The organism is Thermodesulfobium acidiphilum (assembly GCF_003057965.1).
GTDB lineage: Bacteria > Thermodesulfobiota > Thermodesulfobiia > Thermodesulfobiales > Thermodesulfobiaceae > Thermodesulfobium > Thermodesulfobium acidiphilum.
In genome coordinates this window covers 1,136,657-1,156,660 of sequence record NZ_CP020921.1, presented here as the reverse complement: position 1 = coordinate 1,156,660, position 20,004 = coordinate 1,136,657, and the positions used below count along the sequence as shown (strand labels likewise).

Here is a 20,004-nt window from a genome sequence, read left to right as displayed (position 1 = left end):
CTGATAACTATTTTCTTTATGTTAGAGATAGTGTTGTTTTTTATCGATAATTAAGAAATAAAATTTGATTTTATTAATTAAATGTTTTAAAATACTTTTATTTATTGGCTATTTTTTGATAATTATACTATGTTATTATTTTGAATTATATTTTTGAATTTTTGGTCTATGTATTATTAAAATTTTAATTTAATTTAGAGGTAATATTTATGAATTTAGATTTTTTTGACGCTATATTGCGCTTTTCTATATTTGGTGTTTATATAGATCAAGGTATAGAGGGTAGAATAGTTTTTGCAAATAAGCGCTTTGCTAAAATTTTAGAATATGAGAGTCCAGATGATATTATTGGAAAAAGTATATTGGATTTTGTGACAGATACAGTCAAAGAAGAAATAAAGGCGAACCTAAAAAAACGCGCAGTTGGACAAAATTTTGTTGTAGAATATAAAAACTACTCGCTTTTATCAAAATCAAACACTTTTATACCGGTATCAGCATTTGCTTACACGATAGAATATGAAAATAAACCTTCTGGTCTGGTGTTAGTTTTAGATAGGACTAAAGAAAGGTCATACGAGAAACTATTTTTTACTTTAAGTCAGATAAACCAGTTAATAGTAAGAGTAAATGATGAAGAAGAATTGTTGAAAAAATCTTGTGACATAATTGTTGACGAGGCAGGTTTTTTGTACTCTACAATAGGCTATATAGATGAGAACTTACTTTTCAAACAGATTTATACAAAAGCAAAGACAAAAGAATTGGAAGAAACTGTAAGGAATCTGACGATTGGTGTAGATGAGCAAACTCCATATGGTAAGGGCTCAGTATCAAAAGCTTATCATACAAAGAAAGTAAGTCTGATACCAAATGCAGCAAAACAAATAGATACTTCATACTGGCATGATTTTTATAACGCTTACAATATACATTCAACCTGTTCTATACCTATTCTTAAAGGGGATAAGGTTAAATATATTCTGTTGATCAACGATACGTTATACTCCTTTGACGAGGATCATTTACACCTTCTAGAAGAACTCCAATTGGATTTATCTTTTGCTTTAGAAAAGATTGAATCCCAAAAAAATATGCTTGTTTTAAATCAAGCTATTTCTATATCCCACGAGTGGGTGGTAATTACAGATAAAGATGGCACTATATTAGACGCAAACAAGGCTGTATCCGATATATCAGGCTATTCTAAAGAAGAGTTGATTGGTCAGAATCCAAGAATCTTTAAGTCAGGGCATCATGATAAAACTTTTTATGAAAAGCTTTGGAAAAAGATCCTGGCAGGAGAGTCTTGTACTTGTAGGTTTGTAAACAAAGCAAAGGATGGTTCAATATTCTATCTTAATTCAACAATAATACCTGTTATGCAAAATGGTGAAGTTTATCGTTTTGTTGATCTATCAATGGATGTTACAAAACTTGTAGAATATGAAGATCAATTAGAGTTGAAATCAAGGATTTATAATACCTTGTATGAAATTAGCAATTTATCTCTGAAAATAAAAACAAAGGAAGAATTTTTATCGTCCTTACCCATGCTTTTGGTTGAAAATCTGGGTATGGAAGTGTCTTATGTAGTTTTAAAAAGTAATAAAAATTTTGAAGTTGTCTACTTTTCAGCTAAAGATGATAGATTTCAAGGATATTTAGATAAGGCGAAAATGGTAGGTCGCCTATTTACAAATAATAAGTTTTTACAATCAGATGAACCTCTAATAAAGAGTCTAAACAGTAAAGGTATATATTTATTAGAAGACATTTGCTCACAGGATATTTGCCCATTTAGAGAATTTGTTTGCTCTTATGGGTTTAATTCTTGTATTGCGCTAAGCATATCCTTTAAAGAAGATATTATTGGTTCTCTTGTTCTAATTTTTACTGAAAGTCTTTTCAATAATGAGATATTTAACTTATTTAAAGTAATTCAGCAACAAATTGAATTTATCCTGAATAAACTGGAAGATGAAAAGTTCTCAAAGATAACTCTTAGTGCTTTGGATGCTGGTTTTGAGTTTGTAGCAGTTACTGACAGTAATTTTAACATAGTATATGTAAATGATAGAGCTCTTAGAATATCTGGTTATTCGAAAGATGAGATTATAGGTAAACACCACTCTATATTTTCTCCAAGAACGCATACAAAAGAATTTTTAAAAAACTTTTATAAAATTTTGAAATCCGGAAATACCTATTCAGGATTAATGAAATATAGGATGAAAAATGGCTTATTAAAGGATTTTTATGTCAATATAATGCCATTTTTTGAGGGGTTAAATATTACTCACTATATAGCAGTAGGTAAGGAAATTGAGAAAGATGATGAGCTTTTAAGAGAATTAGACAGATTAGTTAATTATGATGGCACAACTGGATTAATTAATTTAAACTCATTTAAAATGGAGTTAGAAAAACTTTTAGAAAGAGCGAAATCTGAAAACCAGATTTTTTCAGTAGCTATAATAAATCCTCTAAACTTTAAAAGAATAAACGAAGCCTATGGTTTTGAAGTTGGAGATTATATGCTAAAAAAAATAGCTCAGAGGTTGAAGGACAATCTAAAGGCATACGATGTTATAGCGAAGCTTGAATCTGACAGATTTGGCATTCTAGTTAAAGATTTAAAAGCGGAAGAGGACATACTTATAGTAGTTTCAAAGATCTTAAGTGGTATTATAGAACCCTATGAGATGTTGAATAAAAATATTTCTGTTTCATTTAACATAGGACTTAGCCTGTTTCCTAGGGATGCTAATACTTCTGAAGATTTACTAAATAAAGCCATGATAGCTCTTGCAGATGCCAAAGAAAAAGGAGAAAACCAGATAGGTTTTTTCAGGCAGGATTTAGAAATAGAGGCTACAAAAGCTTTAAGACTAAAGTTAGATTTAGATCTTGCGGTAGCAAACAAAGAATTTATTGCCTTTTATCAACCTTATGTAAATAAAGATAGAAAAATTGTTGGGGCAGAGGCTTTAATGCGCTGGAATAAAGATGGTAAAATAATTCCTCCAATTGATTTTATAGAATATTTAGAAAAAACCCCCCTTATAATAGATGCAGAACACCAACTCATAGAGAATGTCCTTGATGACTTGCAATCTTTTAAAAAAACGATTCCTATATCAATTAACCTTTCTTCTAAAAGTTTGATGCAAAGGAGTTTGAGAGAAGATTTATTTTCTAAACTAAAATTTCATCACCTGCAAATGGATTTATTGAAAATAGAGATTGTTGAAAGAGCATTTATAAACAGCTTTGATTATATTTCAGATCTTATTAGAGAGTTAAAAAAATATGGCATATATTTTTCCTTAGATGATTTTGGTACTGGTTTTTCTTCCCTGTCATATCTTTCAATGCTCGACATTGAGACATTAAAAATAGATATATCGTTTATAAGAGATATAGAAAACTATAAAACAAGAAACATTATAAATTCCATTATTTTTCTTGCACATTCGCTAAATATAAAGACAATTGCAGAAGGAGTAGAAACTGTAGAGCAGTTTGATATTCTAAAATCTATGAATTGTGATTACTTTCAGGGATATTTGTTCTATAGGCCGATGCCAAGAGATGAGCTTGGTGAAATTTTAGGTAACATTTAAGGGTTATAAATAAATTTTTTGGAGACTTTAATCTGGAGAATAGGTTGGATTTCAGAATTGACTTGAGAAAAAAGAGCTTTTTGAGACAGCTTTTTGAGAAATCTATTAATGAGATATATATTTTTTATCCAAAGAGTTTAAAATTTTTTGCTGTGAACCATACTGCCAGGAAGAATTTAGGATCTTCATCAAAAGAGCTAAGCGCTATGACACCAGTTGACTTGAAGCTAGAGATGAGCGTGGATCGCTTTAAGAGGCTGCTTGAACCCTTGATAAGTGGTGAAAAGGGGGAAGTATTTCCTTTAAAACTCAGTATCGCAGAAAAGACGGCACTCTTTATCCTGTAGAGGTGAGCGTGTAGCTTATTAACTACAGGGGCAAAAATCTATGCATTGCCTTTATCTCTGACGTTACAGAAGGAGTTTTGATAGAAGATGAGATGCAAGAGGCCCAACTAAAATTTGATGTGGTCATTAACTCAGTTCGAGATACTATTATAATTACCGATGACCAGGATAGGGTAACCTTTTGGAATAAAGCTGCGGAAAAGCTCTTTGGCTATTCTTGGGAAGAGGTTATTTGGAAGAAATTGGACCAATTTTTGGTTTCAGCTAGTTACTATAAGTCTTATATTGAGGAGATAAAGCATAACTTTTTAGAAGGAAAAGGAAATTCCTTAGATAGAGCAGTAGAAATGAAAGCAAGACATAAAGATGGAAAAGAGGTTTTTATAGAAGTTTCCTTATCAATTTTTAATTTTAAGGATAATTGGTATTCAGTTGGGATTGTAAAGGATATTAGTGAACAAAAAAAGTTGGAAGAAGAAAACAAGATTAAGAAAGAACGACTCAAATTAATACTGAAAGGTTTGCCTGCTCCTGCCTGACTAATTACAAAGACAAAAAAATTCTTGCACAAAATAAGATGACTGAAAAGTTATTTCATACTAAGGTTAATGGCTATTGCGGGGAAGAAATTCACAAAAGAAAGTACATACAGAAAACAAATAGAGAGATATATGAAAATACAAGTGTGTCTTTAACGGACACACAGTGTTATTTTTGTAAAGCTAATGAAGCGCTATTAAAATAGGGTGTGTTATGAAGAGTTAGATTGATTTTAGAGAGACAAAAATTTGACAAAGGGGTAGATTTAACAGTTAAAAAATTTTTTCTTATTAGCGTTTTTGTTGTATTTTTAATATTTTTATTTCCACTTCTATTTTTCAATGGAAATTATAGGGGATATTTAAATTCGGCAAATTCATTTTTTGATAAGAAAGAGTATTTTAAAGCTATATCATTTTATAATCTGGCTATAGAGTCAAATCCAAAACTTGTCGACGCTTATGTAAATAGGGCAAACTCATATTTCAAATTGCACGAATACGACAAAGCAATTCAAGATTTTTCAAAGGCAATAGAGCTAAACTCAAAAAATGTAAGCTATTATAACAATCTAGGTGTTAGCTATTATGATTTGCGTGAATTCACTAAGGCAGTCATTGCATATAACAGCGCAATAGAGATTAACTCAAATATGTCTGTAGCATATTTTAATAGAGTAAGCGCATATTATGCATTGGGTAATTATGCAAGCTCAGAAAGAGATTCTGCTAACGCGAGAAGGCTTGATAGCAATAATTAAATTTGGTATATTTAAAAGAAATATCAAAATTTAAAGGAGAGACTAATGTATACTGCTGTAGGTTTGGCAAACAAATTAAGAGAAATATATCCAAATTTGGGAGAAAATAAACTGAATTTCAGTGTTGTATTCGAAAAAGATAAAGACGCTTGGTTGATAACCTTTTTTAAAGGGAATTTAAAAAGATATGCATATCTCGACAAAAGAGATGCAGATCTGTGTATGGAAGGCCAAAAATGCATATATTTAGAGTTTATTATTGATCAATATTTAAGGATTTTTGAAGAAGAGGAAAAGAAATAAAATTTGCTAATTGCAGCTGTTAAAACTCCTTAACAGCTGCAATTTTTTTAGCTTACTTTTTTTGGAGTTAACTTCGCTTCTACAAATTTTTCGTCAATATCAAGAGTTCCATTTTGTGTGAATGAAGCTGTGTCAAACATAATATCAAGCATAATAGTTTCCATTATAGCCCTTAGCCCTCTTGCACCTGTATTTCTCTTTATCGCTTCCTTTACGATATAATCTAGAGATTCTTCAGTAAAGTTTAGGGTTATATTATCCATTTCTAAGAGCTTTTTGTATTGTTTTAAAATTGCATTTTTAGGTTCAGTAAGTATTTTCTTAAGTAATATTTCATCAAGAGGACTTAAGACTGAAATAATGGGCAATCTACCAACTAATTCTGGGATAAGACCAAAATGAATTAAATCTTCTGGAAGAATATTCTCTTGTAAAATTTTCCATTTTTCTTCCTCTTCTTTGATCTCTCTATCAATTTTGCTTTTTGATATGAATCCTATATTTTTTTTGCCAATTCTAGAATATACCTTTTCTTCAATCTTTTCGAAAGAACCGCCACAAATAAAAAGTATGTTTTCAGTATTGATCTGTATAAACTCTTGTTGAGGATGTTTTCTTCCTCCTTGAGGTGGCACGTTTGCTATTGTGCCTTCAAGGATTTTTAATAATGCCTGTTGGACTCCTTCTCCTGATACATCCCTTGTTATTGAAGTATTTTCAGACTTTCTGCCAATTTTATCTATCTCATCTATGTAAACAATTCCTTTTTCTGCAGCATGTATATCGTAGTTTGCTGCTTGAATTAACCTAAGAAGAACATTTTCAACGTCTTCCCCTACATAACCTGCCTCTGTTAGAGTAGTGGCATCTGCGATGGCAAATGGAACGTTTAGTATTTTTGCAAGGGTTTGTGCCAAAAGTGTTTTTCCTGTTCCAGTTGGACCAATTAATAAGACGTTGCTTTTTAAAATTTCTACGTCGTTGTCAGTCTTATCTTGCATTATTCTTTTATAGTGATTATATACTGCAACTGATAGAACCTTTTTTACATTCTCCTGACCAATTACGTATTCGGATAGCTTTGCAAATATTTCTTTTGGTTTTAAGTTGTTTATAGTGCTGTTATAATTTTCGAGAATTTTTTCTCTTTCTTCTCTTTCCAGTATTTTATTTGCAATTTTTATACAGTCACTGCAAATTAAAGCTCCATTTTTCCCCGAGAAGAATTTTTCTACTTCTTTAGAACTTCTGCCACAAAAGGAACATCTCTGTAAATTATCGTTATCCATAGTTATTTCCTACTCTCTCTTTTCTAAAATTTCATCAACTATGCCATATTCTTTGGCTTGAACGGCATCCATATAGAAATCTCTTTCTGTATCATTTTTAATTTTGGTGATATTCTTCCCCGTATGCTTAGCTAGTATTTGATTTAACGTGTCCTTTATCTTTAATATTTCTTTGGCTTGGATAGCAATGTCTGTAGCTTGGCCTTCAGCTCCACCTAAAGGTTGATGTATAAGGACTCTTGAATTAGGCAAGCAATATCTTTTACCTTTTTCTCCCGCGGCCAGAATTACTGCAGCCATACTTGCCGCCTGGCCAAAACAAATTGTGTTAACTGGTGATTTTACATATTGCATGGTGTCATAAATAGCAAGGCCCGCAGTTACAATTCCCCCAGGGCTGTTTATATAAAGGTAAATGTCTCTATTGGGGTCATCTGCCTCTAAAAAAAGCATTTGGGCTACTACAAGATTTGCTACGTCTTCGTTTATTGCAGTTCCTAAGAATATGATTCTGTCATTTAAAAGTTTTGAATATATGTCGTAAACTCTTTCTCCATAGGAGGTTCTTTCGGTAACTGTAGGTATGAGAATACCACTTGAAATGTTCATTTGTTATTTCACCATCCTTTATTTTTTTAACTACTTTATTTCGCCTTCTAAGCTTTCACTCTTTAACTGAACTTCCTCAGCGTTTTGATTCGTATCATCTTTTTCTTCTCTTTCAACACACATTGTTAAGAGAGCCGAAAAAACTCTTTCTCTTTTTACATCTGCAATTAACTGTCTCCAGGTTCTTTTGTCATTTTTTAAATCAAGAATCCACTTATCAAGATCTGATTCTCCCAGATCCTTTCTATATGCTCTAAGTCTTTGTTCTATTTCTGCATCTTCAACTACTATACCCAGGTCTTTAGAAATTTTTTCAATTATCAAGAGTTCTTCTATTGATTTTTTTACTACTGAATCTGCAAACTTAGAGAATTCATCTTTACCGCTATTTAATGCGTCTATTTCCTCTTTTGAAACCTGTCTATTTTTTATCCTCTTTTCTAAGTCATTTATATATTGCTGCTTTTCTAATTGAAGAGCAGTTTCTGGAATATAAATTTTGCTCATCTCTCTTATTTTGTTCAAAATTTCATTTTTCTGATTTTCAATTTCTAGTTGGAGTTTGTTCATAAGCAATATGCTTTTTTGCTGTTCTTTGAGCTCTTCAAGGCTTTCTACCTGGAAGTGTGCTTGAAGATCTATATCAGACCAATTTGATAATTCTTTTCTTCTTATTGAATCAACTTTTGCTTTTACGTGCGCACGTTTGGACTCCAATTCAATATCACATTCTACTTCGTCGCCAACTCTTTTTCCTAATAAGGCATTTCTAAGAGGTTTTAGCCTATCATTTATATCGGGATTTATAGAAATAGCTGATTTTCCAGTATACTCTTTTACTTCTTCGTTATTTTCGTCTTTTGTTTCCATAGTTATTTCTACAACGTCCTTTAATTGTATTTCACCATCTTCTACATTGTTCCACTTGGCAAAACTTTGAAGAATTAGGTTTAGCTGTTTTTCTAATTCTTCATCAGAAACAGACACCTCATTGGCCTTAATCCTTATTGACCTATAGTCTCCTAATTCTGGATCAGGCCAGTATTCAAATACTATCTTAAACTTATATTCTTTATCCTTCTGAATTTCTGATTCATCTTCTTTGAAAATGTTGTAAAGATTTTCATCGCCTTGTTCATCCTTTATTTTGTTGAACGTTTTTCTTAACAGCGTTTCCTTTAAGTTTTCTATAATGTCTTCATCTCGTATTATCCTTTCTAATATGTTTCTTGGTACTCTACCTTTTCTAAAGCCTGCAATATTTGTCCTATTTGCAATTAGATTAAAGGTTTGATTCCATTCGCTTTCAATCTCTTCTTTTGGAAATATAACGTCAAATTCAACTTTTGTGGATGATTCGTATGTTTTTGAATAATTCAATTTATATCCTCCTAAAATTAATTTTTAAACTTATATTTCGATTATACCTTCAAAAACCAACGTAGCGGTTGCTGTCATGAAAACATTGCTTGTTTCATATTCTATATGAAGAATTCCGCCTGGTAAATGAATGTTTACTTTTCCGTTCGTAAAGCCATTTAATTTTGCAGCAACAGCTGTCGCACAAGCTCCAGTACCACAGGCCAATGTTTCACCTACTCCTCTTTCCCAAACTCTTAACTCTATATCGTTTTTCGAAATAACCCTTGCAAATTCAACGTTTGTTTTTTTTGGAAACCATGCTGAATGTTCGACATCTGGAGCAATGCCTTCAATCGGGAAACTCTTTATGTCGTAATCCATAAAAATTATGCAGTGAGGATTGCCCATTGAAACGCACGTTACGTTTAAAAACGTTTTATCGTTGATCTGAATTCTTTGGTTTATAACTGAATCCTTTCCCTCAAATCCTAATATCGGTATTGATTCGGGTTTTAGATTTGGAATGCCCATATTTACTCTTATTAATGAATTTTTACCATCAGATTTTATAATTTCTGGGACAATAATGCCTGCAAGCGTTTCTACTTCTATTTTATCTTTATTAATTATATTCATATCTTTTGCCAATTTGGCAAAGCACCTAATACCATTTCCGCACATTTCTGCCTCGCTACCATCTGCATTAAAGATTCTCATCTTCAAATCCGCTTTGTCAGATGATAACATAAGGATTAGTCCGTCTGAACCGATTCCGAAATGTCTATCACACAATTGTTTAGAAATTTCTGAAGGATTCTTTGATTCTACATATTTGGATTCTTCTGGCAAAAGCATGACAAAATCATTGCCTGTTCCGTGCATTTTGTAAAACTTCACCAATAAAGTTCCTCCTTAATTTTTTTTATCAAGTAATTTGCACTAATATTATAATCTATGTTTTCAATCCATTCAGCATTCATTTTTTTAAACCATGTCATTTGACGTTTTGCAAAATTTCTTGTGTTCTTTTTTATAAGTTCAATTGCTTCATTTAAAGGCAAATTATTTACTAAATAATCAATTATTTCTTTATAACCATAAGTTTGAAATGCTTTAGTGTTTATATCATATTTATCGATAAGAAATTTTACTTCATCAATAAGGTTGTTTTGAATCATTAGATCAACTCTTTTATTAATTCTTTCGTAAAGCAAATTTCTTTCTATTTTAAGACCAAAAATTTTATATTCGTATCTTCTTTCTGAATTTTTTGCTGCCTGAGAAAATGATAAACCTGAAACTTCATATACTTCTAAAGCTCTAATTATTCTTATTTTATCAGTCGGAGAAATTGTTTTTGCATAATCTGGGTCTATTTCTGTAAGCCTGTGATGTAGGTGTTCGAAACCTTTTTCTAATCCTATTGCCATGAGTCTGTTCCTTATTTCTCTGTTTTTAGTTCCAAATGCAAAATTATATCCCTCTATTAAACCTTTTAAATAAAGGGCAGTTCCTCCAACGATTAAGGGAATTTTAGATCTATTAACAACATCTTCGATTATCTCTAAAGCTTTTGACTGGAAAATAAACGCATTAAATTCTTCATCTGGATATATTATATCAATTAGATAATGAGGGACGCCTTTCATTTCCTCTTTTGTTGGTTTTGCAGTACCAATATTCATATACCTATAAACCTGCCTTGAATCTGCTGAGATTATCTCTATTGGCAGTTTTTGTGCTATTTCAATAGAAACATTCGTTTTCCCAGTGCAGGTTTGTCCTAGTAAAATAAAAACCTTGTTCACAATTGTTATTCTATTACTGCAAGGATAGCTTTGTTAGGCAAAATAAGATAAGAGTTTCCCTCATAATTTATCTCAAATCCCGTATCTCTAGCAAATATTACTTGGTCTCCTACCTTTACCTTTATTTCTGTAGAATCACCAATTGCTATTACAAGTCCTTCTTTGGGACTTTCTTTAACCGTTTCTGGTATAAGGATTCCTGATGAGGTCCTATCGCTTGGACTCATTACTCTCACAAGCACCATGTTATCAAGTGGTCTAATTGTCAATTTTGATCAATATCCTTTCTATCTCATTAAATTCAGAATAGTATTTATTGTTAAACTTTAATATTGGCAAAGTTTCAGTGCCAATTTTTTTAAAGATTTCTTTAACATTATCCTTTTTTAAATTAGAACAATATATATTATAAATTGAAACAATCTCAATATCCAGATCTCTCTCTTTTATATATTTTTCTAATATTTGACAATATTTGTTCCCAGGGAATGTATATAGTATCGGTTTATTTGTCATAACTCTCACTGACAATCATAGTTCCTACTCCTTCAGGGGTAAGTACCTCAAGTAAAAGCGAATGAGGTTCTCTTCCATCAATAATGTGAACGGCCTCTACTCCAGATTCAATAGCCTCCTTTGCAGAAAGGGTTTTTGGTATCATACCCCTTGAAAGGATACCTTCTTCTATAAGACTATCTATCTGAGTTGTTTTAATTTTGGAAACAACCGAAGATGGATCATCTTTGTTTAACAATATTCCTGGCACGTCTGTGAGATACAATAGCCTTTTTGCCTTAAGAGAAATTGCAATTTTTCCAGCAACAAAATCTGCGTTTATGTTCAGAGATGAGCCGTCTTCGTCGTAGGCTATTGGGGACATGACGGGAACATAATTTGAATTTACAAGTGCTGCAAGTAGAGAAGGATTTATATCTACTATTTCTCCCACAAAACCATATTGTTCAGATTTCTTCTTTGCTACTATAGTTCCACCATCTTTACCACATATGCCAACTGCCTTTCCTCCATAACTCTGGATTTTTGCAACTATGTTTTTGTTTACCTTTCCAGATAGGATCATTTCAGTTATTTCCATAGTTTTTGAGTCGGTAACTCTTAAACCTTCTATAAATTTTGTTTCTATATTAAGGATTTTTTGCCATCTTGAGATTTCAGGTCCTCCACCATGTATAAGTACGATCTTTACCCCCAAATAGCTAAGGAGAACAATGTCCTGAAATAGTGCATCATTTACATCTTCTACTTCTAAAATTGAACCTCCATATTTAATTACGATTACCTGATTATTAAATTGCTTAAAGTAGGGCAAAGCGTCGATAATTATCTTTGCTTGCAATTTTTTGTCAAACAATTTACACCTCACGTTGAATATTCTGAATTTAATTTAACATAATCAAAAGTTAAATCGCAACCATAGAAAGTAAAGTCTTTATCACCAGCATTATTATGGATCTCTATTATAACTCTTTCGCTATTTGAGATTTTTTTGCGAAGGCTTGCTTTATCAAAATTAATGGGCTTTTTATTATATACTGCAGTGTCGAAAATCTTTATTAAAACAGAATCTTCACTAATTAAATTAGTGTTTCCAGCAGCGCAGATAATTCTTCCCCAATTAGGATCTGAACCAAAGAAGGCACACTTAACAAGTGTTGATTTTGCGATATTTGATGCTACTTTTTTTGCCTCTTCTTCGCTGGCAAAACCAGTTGCTCTAACTTCTAGAACTTTTGTAGAACCTTCTCCATCCTTTACCATATCGTTTGCTAACTTTGTGCAGCAACGATTCAAAGCACTTTCAAAATCCATAATTAACTTATCTTTTCTATTGGTTATTTTGTTTTTTGGATAAAGCATATCGGTCATAAAGAAAGCTGAATCGTTAGTAGATGTATCTCCATCAACCGATATGGCGTTGAAGCTTCTATTTACACAATTAACGAATATCTCTTTAAGTATTTTTTCGTCAGCATTTATATCGGAGGTGATAAAAACAAGCATCGTAGCCAGGTTGGGACATATCATTCCGCAACCCTTTGCGTATGCTCTTATGTGGATTTCATCGTTTTTTTCTGAAGATATTACTTCAAAATATTCTTTTTCAAAACTGTCTGTAGTCATAATAGATTCAACAAAATCTTTGTAATTGTTTTGTTTTAAATTGTTTACCAATTCAGGGATCTTGCTAATAATTTTTTCTTTGTCCAATCTTACACCTATTATACCTGTGGATGCCAAAAGCACTTCATCTTCTCTAACTCCAATTAGCTCTGCAAACCTTTTCGAAATTTCAATTGCATCGTTATAACCATCTATTCCTGTTGCTGCATTTGCGTTTCCTGAATTGATAAGTATTGCTCTTATATACTTATTTTTTTTGAGTCTTTCTTTCGAAATTTTTACAGGTGCTGCTGCAACGCTGTTTTGGGTAAATAAAGCAAAGGTAAGTGCCTTTTCTTTACAAAAAATAGCTCCAAGATCTTTTTTGCCAGATAATTTTAGGCCACAACTTAATCCTGCAAAATTGAAGTTTTCTGGAAAATTTGACAATTTATATTACCTCCGGAAGAGTAGTTAGCGATAGTTCTTCAGGGAAATCAAAAATTATGTTAAGGTTTTGAACAGCCTGACCTGATGCACCCTTTATTAAGTTATCAATCGCGCTAAAAATTTTTATTACCCTATTTGATGTCTTGCATATATTGATTGCGCACAGGTTGCTAGATCTTACCATTCCAGTAGTTGGTAAGTCATTTTCAAGTATTTGAATAAATTTTTCATTTCTATACTTTTCATAATAAAGTTTTTTTATCTCATTTTCTTCTGGCAAATCTTCTTTAAAAAATACGTAAATTGTTGAAAGAATACCTCTTTGCATTGGAATAAGATGGGGTGTGAAAATTAATTCGGGAGCATCCTTTGAGATTAGCTTTATTTGGTCATTCATTTCTGGCTGATGTCTATGAAATTTTGCACCGTAAGGTTTTACGCTTTCATTTACTTCACAAAAAAGAAAATCTTTAGATAACTTTCTACCTGCTCCACTAACCCCTGACTTTGAATCTGCGATTATATTTTCTATACTGCCTTTAAAACGATCAATTATTGGATATAATCCTAAAAGAATACTGGTAGGATAACATCCAGGGTTACCTATAATTTTAACTCTTTTAATTTTTTCTCTATTTATTTCTGGCAAGCCGTAAACAGAGTTTTTTAATATTTCTGGACAGCTGTGTTCGATACCATATGTTTTCTCATAAATCTCTTTATCTTTAAATCTGAAATCTGCTCCCAGGTCAATAATAACAATGTTATTGTTATATTCTATTAGTTTTGTAACAAACTTAGACGTTTCGCCTGCTGGTAAGGCGATAAAACAGGCATCTAAATCCTTTGCTACTTCCGGGTCTGAAGTTTTAAGTACTATATCAGTGTTAAAAGAGGGAAAAAGTTTTTTATAGCTTTCACCGTTGTAGGAGCGAGAAGATAGATACTTTAAATCTACATAAGGATGATTTGACAATATCCTAAATATGTTCAATCCAGCATATCCAGTTGCACCAAATATACCAACCTTAATCTTTTTCATAAATCCTCCTTGAAAGGTTATTAAATTCAATCAGTATATATTGTTTTATGGACGATTATAGTAAATTTTCGAATGAAACAAAGTAGAAAAATTTTGAAGTTATGTTTTTTATTTCTTCTTCTTCAACCTTTAACCAAACGTTTTTGATGCCGATCTTACTGGCTTGCATTAAATTTTCTTCGAGATCGTCTATAAAAACGCTTCTTGCAGGATCGAATTCGATTTGACTTTTTAATTTCTTCCAAAAACCAATGTGTTCTTTTGGATATCCCAGGTCAAAACAGGTTATGATTTTATCAATTTGTTTTTTTATATTAATCCTTTTAAGCTTAATGTTAATTGTTTTTTTATGTGCGTTGGTTAAAATAAAAATTCTTTTATTATTTTTCTTTGCATGTGAAAAAAATTTGTAAATGCCTTTTGACGGTTTTATTAAACCTGAAATAGACTGAGTGAGACTTTCAATATCAAGGTTTAATTTCGAAGACCAAAAATCTATATCAGACCAACAAAGCTGTCCTTTATAAGAGTTATATAAGTGGTAGAGTTTTTCTTTAGAATCTTCTAGCGGCAGGTTATTCTTAATTGAATATTGGAGTGGCACATATTCGGTCCAAAAATATCGATCAAATTCTTTGTGAACGATCGTGCCATCAAAGTCTAAAAAGATATTTTCGATATCGTTAATAATCTTTTTATACATGAATATCTTTCAAATCTTTGCTAAGAATCATTTCTGCAATAGTTTTTTTGAATTTATAACTTATAGGCTTATTTGTCTTTTTTCTAAAATCAAGTTCTATTTTGCTTAAATTTTTAAAAAAATTTGTTCTATCTAATACGTAAGGAAATTCCAGAAATTTTGACGCTATAACCTCACATCCTTTGTAAAAATCAACTCTTCCATTAGGAAAAACTAGTTTGGATGGGACACCATGAATTCTACATATCATTGGTCTATATTGATAGACCATACAAAGTCCATCTTTGTTTGCAGGGCACATCATTTTAAATCTTCCTCTTTCGTTATGATTTTCTTTCGAGAGCAAATATCTCTTAGAATTTTCAACGATCATTAATCTTGTGTTTCCATCGAGTTTTGATAGGCCGTATTGTAGCATAAGTTCTTCAACAATCGTGAAGTGATAAAATAAAGTATTACAACAATTTGTAGTACAACCAAAACAGCTAAAATCATAATATTGTCCAATTCTTTTGAATTCGTTTTCAACTTCCTTATAAAGTTTTTCTAAACTGTCTATGATGTTTTTCATTTTAGTTTTTTAATTGCTTCATCAAGTAAACTATCTAAATTTTCTTTTCTAAAAAAGCCGTCTACAAAGTAAGGGAAAGTAAAATTAGTCGGATTATTTTTTAATTTTACAATATATGCCAGTGAATCTCTAAATTCTGTTTCTGTTGAAGCTATTACAGCATATCCTATAGTTTCTTTGTCTTTAGATTCAAAGGCTTTAAGAAAATTTTCTTTATGGAATTTTACGTCTTCTAGGGCTTTTTTCCCAACTTTTGCTATTGCCCAAAGGATTGGCTTTTTAAGAAGATCTTCATCAAGGGCGTTCATTGCCATTGATAAATATGGATCTTTTAAAGATGGGATGTGGCTAATTATCTGTGCTATTGTAGGAGCAGAGCTCCATCCTATTCCTCCTGATTCATCGTTAAGTGACCATAGAAGAGTTCTTATAAACACCCTTACCTTCTCTTCATCTTTATTCCATAAATCTTTCATGTATAAACCCACAGCTTCTACGGCTCTATACCTTATTAACATATCTGGATCGTATAATCTTGACTTTAAAAAAGACCAAAATCGTCTTTCTTTGTTACACAAAAAGACGATTTCTTCATAATTTCTATTTTTTAAGAGTTCTAAAATTATTTTCATACATGTTGTTGTTAATATATAAAAAATATTTTAACATAGTTAATATAATTTAATGCGTTTTTTGTAGGCTAAGGAGGTTCTTATGATCAGAAAGGCAGTTTTTCCTGTTGCAGGAATGGGAACAAGGTTTTTACCAGCTACCAAAGCGTCTCCTAAAGAGATGTTGCCACTAGTAGATAGACCTTTAATCCAGTATGTTGTGGAAGAAGTTCTAGAATCAGGAATAAAATATATGATATTTGTTACAGGTAGGAACAAAAGACCTATTGAAGACTACTTTGATGCCTCATGGGAGCTTGAATCTATATTGAAAGATAAAGATAAATCTAGTTTGCTAGCTGATGTTGACAAAATTCGTGATGATGCTGAGTTTATCTATGTTAGACAACCAAAACCATTGGGATTAGGACACGCAGTACTTATGTCGTCTGCGGTAATCGATAACGAACCATTTGCTGTAGTTCTTGGTGATGATATTATAAATTCTGAAATTCCTGCTATGAAACAGCTAATTAAAGTGTATGAGAGATATCATAGTCCAGTATTAGCCCTTGAGATGGTGCCAGAAGAAGAGGTTAGCAGCTATGGAATAGCTCTTGCAAAGCCAATTCCGGATGATGATGGCGTACTAAAGATTTTTGATCTTATTGAAAAGCCTGAGGTACATGAATTTCCTTCAAACTATGCTGTAATCGGTAGATATATACTTGTTCCTGAAATTTTTGATATTTTACGAGAGACAAAACCTGGGAGGGGTGGAGAGATTCAGCTCACTGATGCTCTTAGAACTTTATGCGAGAGAAGGTTGGTTTTAGGAGTGGAGATTAAAGGAAAAAGATATGACTGTGGCTCAAAGATTGGATACCTAAAAGCCACAGTCGATTTTGCGCTTCAACATCCAGAATTTAAGGATGAAATGAAAAATCATTTGTTAGAAATTTGTAAAGAATTATAGATTTTTAAGCACTTCGTTAGCAAATTCTCTTGTGCCTATGGTATTTTTCATTTTAAGATCGGCAGTTCCTACCTTGGTTTCTAAGACTTTTTCTACAGCATTTTCAAGGTCAAGTGCAATATCATTCCTCTCAAAACTTAATCTTAGCATTAGAGCAATTGAAAAAATGGTGGCTATAGGATTGGCTATATTTTTGCCTGCTATTGAAGGAGCAGATCCGTGTACAGGTTCGTATAAAAATGGTTTATTGTCGCCTATACTTGCTGATGGCAAAAGCCCAAGTGAACCTACGAGTGCAGCTGCCTCATCGCTGAGAATGTCTCCAAACAGATTTTCTGTAATTATTACATCAAATTGATTAGGATCGTATATCATTTGAAGGGCTGCATTATCCACATACAGGTGATTTAACTTTATTTCTGGATAAGATTTTGATAAATTTTCTACTACTTCTCGCCAAAGTCTTGAATTTTCAAGAACGTTTGCCTTATCAACGGAAGTCAGATTTTTCTTTCTAGACATCGCAAGCTCAAACCCTATCTTTGCAAATTTTTCAATTGTAGTTGAACTGTAACTCATAGTATTTATGGCAACCTTTGAACCGTCAGGTTGTGTGTAAATTCCTCGAGGTTCACCAAAATAAAGGCCTTCAGTCAGTTCTCTTAATATTACTATATCAAGGCCTTTGTTTACAGTCTCACATTTTAAGCAAGAAAGGTGTGTTAAGTGTTTGGAAAGTTTAATAGGCCTGATATTGCAAAAAACGTTTAGGCTCTTTCTTAATTTCAATAATCCCGCTTCAGGTCTAAGGTTTGGGGGATTGTTATCCCACTTTGGGCCACCAACAGCTATCAAAAAGACAGCATCAGAGTTTTTGCACTCCTTTAATACATCTGGCGGTAAAGGATCTCCAAATGAATCAATTGCATTTCCACCAATTGGAAGTTCATTTAATTCAAAAGAAAATCCATATTTTTCTTCAATTTTATCTCTAAAAACTTTTACTACTTCTTTTAGATCCTGGCCTATTCCGTCACCAGGTAAGAATGCAACTTTATACATTTTTTTGCACCTCTTTTAGACGATTTTTGGTAAAGTTAAAGAGACCACCTATTTGAACGAGATTTAATAAAAATTCTGGATATGGGTCGAATTTATATGTCTTGTTTTTTGTCTTATTTAAGAGTATCCCTTCTGAAGCGTTTATAGATAATTTATCTCCTTCTTCGATTGAATTCAAATTCTCACTTGTTACGAAAATTGGTAAACCAACATTAATAGCATTTCTAAAAAAAATTCTTGCGAAGGAATTTGCAATAACTGCACTAATTCCTGCGCCCTTTATGGCTAAAGGAGCATGTTCTCGTGATGAGCCGCAACCAAAATTATTTCCTGCAACTATTATGTCTCCTTTATTCATCTCGTTTACAAAATTTGGTCTTAAATCTTTGAAAAGATTTTTGCCAAGTTCAACTTCATTGGTTTCTGTTAGATATCTTGCTGCTATTATAAGATCGGTATCTATATTATTGCCAAAAATTCTTGCAGCGCCTTCTAAAATCATCATTACATTACCTCCTCAGGCGAAGTGATATATCCAGTTATAGCAGATGCTGCAGCGACTGCAGGGGAAGCGAGAATTACTTTACTCTTTGGATGCCCCATTCTGCCAATAAAATTTCTGTTGGTAGTTGAAACGCAAACTTCATCTTCAGCAAGAATGCCCATATGACCACCTAAACATGGGCCACAGGTTGGGGTAGAAACTGCTGCGCCAGCTAAAATAAATTTCTCTATCAGGCCCTCTCTTAAAGCTTCAAGATAGACCTTTGGACTTCCTGGAAGTACAATTACTCTGAGGCCATCCTTTACCTTTTTGTTAGTTAAAATTTCTGCTGCAACTCTTAGATCTGAGAGTCTACCGTTTGTGCAAGATCCTATTACTACCTGGTCAACATAAGTTTTTTCTAATTTGCTTACATTGACAGTATTATCTGGAGAAAATGGAAGAGAAACAGTATAATCCAGTTCGCTTAAATCTATTGTGATACTCTTTTCGTAATTTGCATCCTTGTCTGCCTCAATGTAATCAAATGCATTTATTCCCAAACTTTCTAGGTATTGGTGCGTTATCTCGTCATAATTAAATATACCAGCTTTACCCCCGCACTCGATTGCCATGTTTGAAATGGTAAATCTGTCATCTATAGAAAGATTTCTTAATCCTTCTCCGCAAAATTCGAGAGCAAAATAGTTTGCGCCTTCTACGCCAATTTTCCCTATCAAGTTTAGCACGACGTCTTTTCCGCTAATCCATTTCTTTTGTTTACCTCTTATTTCTACTTTAAATGATGGTGGAACTCTGAACCACGTATCTCCAGTTGCCATTGCCATGCCAGCATCAGTTGAACCTACTCCAGTGGAAAATGCATTTAGTGCACCATAAGTGCACGTGTGGGAATCTGCTCCAATTATTAAATATCCTGGTCGAGCTAAACCTAGTTCGGGAATCATAACGTGTTCTATTCCCACATGACCAGGTTCATAGAAATGTTTTATGTTTTGATTTTTTGCAAAATTTCTTAACATTTTTACGTTTTGGGCTGATTTAATGTCTTTGTTTGGCGTAAAGTGATCGCAAATTATGACTATTTTATCTTTATCAAAAACCTTAATGTCTCCTAGCTTTTGGAATTCAATAACGCTTAGTGGACCTGTGATGTCGTTTACAAGAACTATGTCTAGATTTGCAAGGATATAGTCACCTGCTTTCACATCCTTTTTTGAGTGTTTGGAAAAAATTTTTTCCGCAATAGTTTTGCCCATTTTTGACTCCCTTCTGAAATGTCCTTTTTTAATTTTCCCTTTTATTATAAAATGAAAAAA

22 protein-coding genes are annotated in these 20,004 nt (G+C 32.4%); 6 read left to right on the top strand and 16 right to left on the bottom strand.

All coding sequences use genetic code 11. The features are described from left to right. Positions 1-209 precede the first annotated feature (209 nt). The 5 genes from TDSAC_RS05860 to TDSAC_RS05840 all read left to right on the top strand — a co-directional run bounded on the left by TDSAC_RS05860 (position 210) and on the right by TDSAC_RS05840 (position 5,576). Entirely contained in the window at positions 210-3,626 is a 3,417-nt protein-coding gene (locus tag TDSAC_RS05860) for an EAL domain-containing protein (protein WP_108309321.1), read from the top strand. Positions 3,627-3,670: 44 nt separating this feature from the next. After that, complete coding sequence (locus tag TDSAC_RS05855) at positions 3,671-3,973, top strand: hypothetical protein (RefSeq protein WP_108309320.1); 303 nt, start codon at positions 3,671-3,673, stop codon at positions 3,971-3,973. A 77-nt stretch (positions 3,974-4,050) separates the two neighbouring features. After that, positions 4,051-4,512, top strand: coding sequence for a PAS domain S-box protein (locus TDSAC_RS05850; protein ID WP_108309319.1), 462 nt, complete (start codon positions 4,051-4,053; stop codon positions 4,510-4,512). A 227-nt stretch (positions 4,513-4,739) separates the two neighbouring features. Then, complete coding sequence (locus tag TDSAC_RS05845) at positions 4,740-5,273, top strand: tetratricopeptide repeat protein (RefSeq protein ID WP_108309318.1); 534 nt, start codon at positions 4,740-4,742, stop codon at positions 5,271-5,273. Between the two features lie 45 nt (positions 5,274-5,318). Beyond that, positions 5,319-5,576: a hypothetical protein gene (locus TDSAC_RS05840; RefSeq protein ID WP_108309317.1), complete on the top strand. Its 258-nt coding sequence runs from the start codon at positions 5,319-5,321 to the stop codon at positions 5,574-5,576. Between the two features lie 47 nt (positions 5,577-5,623). Here TDSAC_RS05840 and clpX read toward each other — a convergent pair whose 3' ends face one another. The 13 genes from clpX to TDSAC_RS05775 are packed head-to-tail and all read right to left on the bottom strand — an operon-like array spanning position 5,624 to position 16,163. Beyond that, entirely contained in the window at positions 5,624-6,865 is a 1,242-nt protein-coding gene (clpX, locus tag TDSAC_RS05835; RefSeq protein WP_108309316.1) for an ATP-dependent Clp protease ATP-binding subunit ClpX, read from the bottom strand. Positions 6,866-6,874: 9 nt separating this feature from the next. Beyond that, on the bottom strand, positions 6,875-7,474 hold the full coding sequence (gene clpP, locus TDSAC_RS05830) for an ATP-dependent Clp endopeptidase proteolytic subunit ClpP (RefSeq protein WP_108309315.1): 600 nt from the start codon (positions 7,472-7,474) through the stop codon (positions 6,875-6,877). Between the two features lie 30 nt (positions 7,475-7,504). Continuing rightward, positions 7,505-8,854 carry a trigger factor gene (gene tig, locus TDSAC_RS05825; protein WP_199919726.1) on the bottom strand — a complete coding sequence of 450 codons (1,350 nt, stop codon included), beginning with the start codon at positions 8,852-8,854 and terminating at the stop codon, positions 7,505-7,507. A gap of 30 nt (positions 8,855-8,884) precedes the next feature. Continuing rightward, positions 8,885-9,733 carry a diaminopimelate epimerase gene (dapF, locus tag TDSAC_RS05820; RefSeq protein WP_108310337.1) on the bottom strand — a complete coding sequence of 283 codons (849 nt, stop codon included), beginning with the start codon at positions 9,731-9,733 and terminating at the stop codon, positions 8,885-8,887. Then, a complete protein-coding gene (miaA, locus tag TDSAC_RS05815; RefSeq protein ID WP_199919725.1) occupies positions 9,730-10,644 on the bottom strand; it encodes a tRNA (adenosine(37)-N6)-dimethylallyltransferase MiaA in 915 nt (304 codons plus the stop codon). Before miaA ends, dapF begins: the two co-directional genes overlap by 4 nt. 5 nt (positions 10,645-10,649) lie before the next feature. Then, positions 10,650-10,913: a co-chaperone GroES gene (locus TDSAC_RS05810; protein ID WP_108309312.1), complete on the bottom strand. Its 264-nt coding sequence runs from the start codon at positions 10,911-10,913 to the stop codon at positions 10,650-10,652. Continuing rightward, the gene (locus tag TDSAC_RS05805) at positions 10,903-11,175 is read right to left on the bottom strand and encodes a glutathione S-transferase N-terminal domain-containing protein (RefSeq protein ID WP_150130305.1); all 273 of its coding nucleotides are present in this window, start codon (positions 11,173-11,175) and stop codon (positions 10,903-10,905) included. The genes TDSAC_RS05810 and TDSAC_RS05805 overlap by 11 nt, the downstream gene beginning before the upstream one ends. Beyond that, entirely contained in the window at positions 11,150-12,016 is an 867-nt protein-coding gene (gene argB, locus TDSAC_RS05800) for an acetylglutamate kinase (RefSeq protein ID WP_108309310.1), read from the bottom strand. The genes TDSAC_RS05805 and argB overlap by 26 nt, the downstream gene beginning before the upstream one ends. A gap of 8 nt (positions 12,017-12,024) precedes the next feature. Beyond that, positions 12,025-13,215 carry a bifunctional glutamate N-acetyltransferase/amino-acid acetyltransferase ArgJ gene (gene argJ / locus TDSAC_RS05795; protein ID WP_108309309.1) on the bottom strand — a complete coding sequence of 397 codons (1,191 nt, stop codon included), beginning with the start codon at positions 13,213-13,215 and terminating at the stop codon, positions 12,025-12,027. A 1-nt stretch (position 13,216) separates the two neighbouring features. Beyond that, positions 13,217-14,257 (bottom strand): N-acetyl-gamma-glutamyl-phosphate reductase, encoded by a 1,041-nt coding sequence (gene argC, locus TDSAC_RS05790; protein ID WP_108309308.1) that lies wholly within the window; start codon positions 14,255-14,257, stop codon positions 13,217-13,219. A gap of 55 nt (positions 14,258-14,312) precedes the next feature. Continuing rightward, a complete protein-coding gene (locus TDSAC_RS05785) occupies positions 14,313-14,960 on the bottom strand; it encodes an HAD-IA family hydrolase (RefSeq protein WP_108309307.1) in 648 nt (215 codons plus the stop codon). After that, entirely contained in the window at positions 14,953-15,531 is a 579-nt protein-coding gene (locus TDSAC_RS05780; RefSeq protein ID WP_108309306.1) for a hypothetical protein, read from the bottom strand. Before TDSAC_RS05780 ends, TDSAC_RS05785 begins: the two co-directional genes overlap by 8 nt. Beyond that, complete coding sequence (locus tag TDSAC_RS05775) at positions 15,528-16,163, bottom strand: DVU0298 family protein (protein WP_108309305.1); 636 nt, start codon at positions 16,161-16,163, stop codon at positions 15,528-15,530. The genes TDSAC_RS05780 and TDSAC_RS05775 overlap by 4 nt, the downstream gene beginning before the upstream one ends. An 82-nt stretch (positions 16,164-16,245) precedes the next feature. On the opposite strand from TDSAC_RS05775, the gene galU reads away from it, so the two are divergent. After that, positions 16,246-17,118 carry a UTP--glucose-1-phosphate uridylyltransferase GalU gene (gene galU, locus TDSAC_RS05770; protein ID WP_108309304.1) on the top strand — a complete coding sequence of 291 codons (873 nt, stop codon included), beginning with the start codon at positions 16,246-16,248 and terminating at the stop codon, positions 17,116-17,118. On the opposite strand, the gene leuB is transcribed toward galU, so the two are convergent. Genes leuB through leuC form a run of 3 tightly spaced genes read right to left on the bottom strand, consistent with a single transcriptional unit; the run spans position 17,113 to position 19,944 of the window. After that, positions 17,113-18,180, bottom strand: a complete 1,068-nt coding sequence (gene leuB / locus TDSAC_RS05765; protein WP_108309303.1) for a 3-isopropylmalate dehydrogenase — start codon at positions 18,178-18,180, stop codon at positions 17,113-17,115. The genes galU and leuB overlap by 6 nt on opposite strands. Next, positions 18,173-18,682 (bottom strand): 3-isopropylmalate dehydratase small subunit, encoded by a 510-nt coding sequence (locus tag TDSAC_RS05760; RefSeq protein WP_108310334.1) that lies wholly within the window; start codon positions 18,680-18,682, stop codon positions 18,173-18,175. The genes leuB and TDSAC_RS05760 overlap by 8 nt, the downstream gene beginning before the upstream one ends. Positions 18,683-18,684: 2 nt before the next feature. Further along, on the bottom strand, positions 18,685-19,944 hold the full coding sequence (gene leuC / locus TDSAC_RS05755) for a 3-isopropylmalate dehydratase large subunit (protein ID WP_108309302.1): 1,260 nt from the start codon (positions 19,942-19,944) through the stop codon (positions 18,685-18,687). Between the last annotated feature and the right edge of the window lie 60 nt (positions 19,945-20,004).

Coding starts and splice junctions, on each gene's coding strand:
- TDSAC_RS05860 (WP_108309321.1), top strand. CDS start 210: ATGAATTTAGATTTTTTTGACGCTATATTGCGCTTTTCTATATTTGGT.
- TDSAC_RS05840 (WP_108309317.1), top strand. CDS start 5,319: ATGTATACTGCTGTAGGTTTGGCAAACAAATTAAGAGAAATATATCCA.
- clpX (WP_108309316.1), bottom strand. CDS start 6,865: ATGGATAACGATAATTTACAGAGATGTTCCTTTTGTGGCAGAAGTTCT.
- clpP (WP_108309315.1), bottom strand. CDS start 7,474: ATGAACATTTCAAGTGGTATTCTCATACCTACAGTTACCGAAAGAACC.
- argC (WP_108309308.1), bottom strand. CDS start 14,257: ATGAAAAAGATTAAGGTTGGTATATTTGGTGCAACTGGATATGCTGGA.
- TDSAC_RS05785 (WP_108309307.1), bottom strand. CDS start 14,960: ATGTATAAAAAGATTATTAACGATATCGAAAATATCTTTTTAGACTTT.
- TDSAC_RS05780 (WP_108309306.1), bottom strand. CDS start 15,531: ATGAAAAACATCATAGACAGTTTAGAAAAACTTTATAAGGAAGTTGAA.
- TDSAC_RS05775 (WP_108309305.1), bottom strand. CDS start 16,163: ATGAAAATAATTTTAGAACTCTTAAAAAATAGAAATTATGAAGAAATC.
- galU (WP_108309304.1), top strand. CDS start 16,246: ATGATCAGAAAGGCAGTTTTTCCTGTTGCAGGAATGGGAACAAGGTTT.
- leuB (WP_108309303.1), bottom strand. CDS start 18,180: ATGTATAAAGTTGCATTCTTACCTGGTGACGGAATAGGCCAGGATCTA.
- TDSAC_RS05760 (WP_108310334.1), bottom strand. CDS start 18,682: ATGATTTTAGAAGGCGCTGCAAGAATTTTTGGCAATAATATAGATACC.
- leuC (WP_108309302.1), bottom strand. CDS start 19,944: ATGGGCAAAACTATTGCGGAAAAAATTTTTTCCAAACACTCAAAAAAG.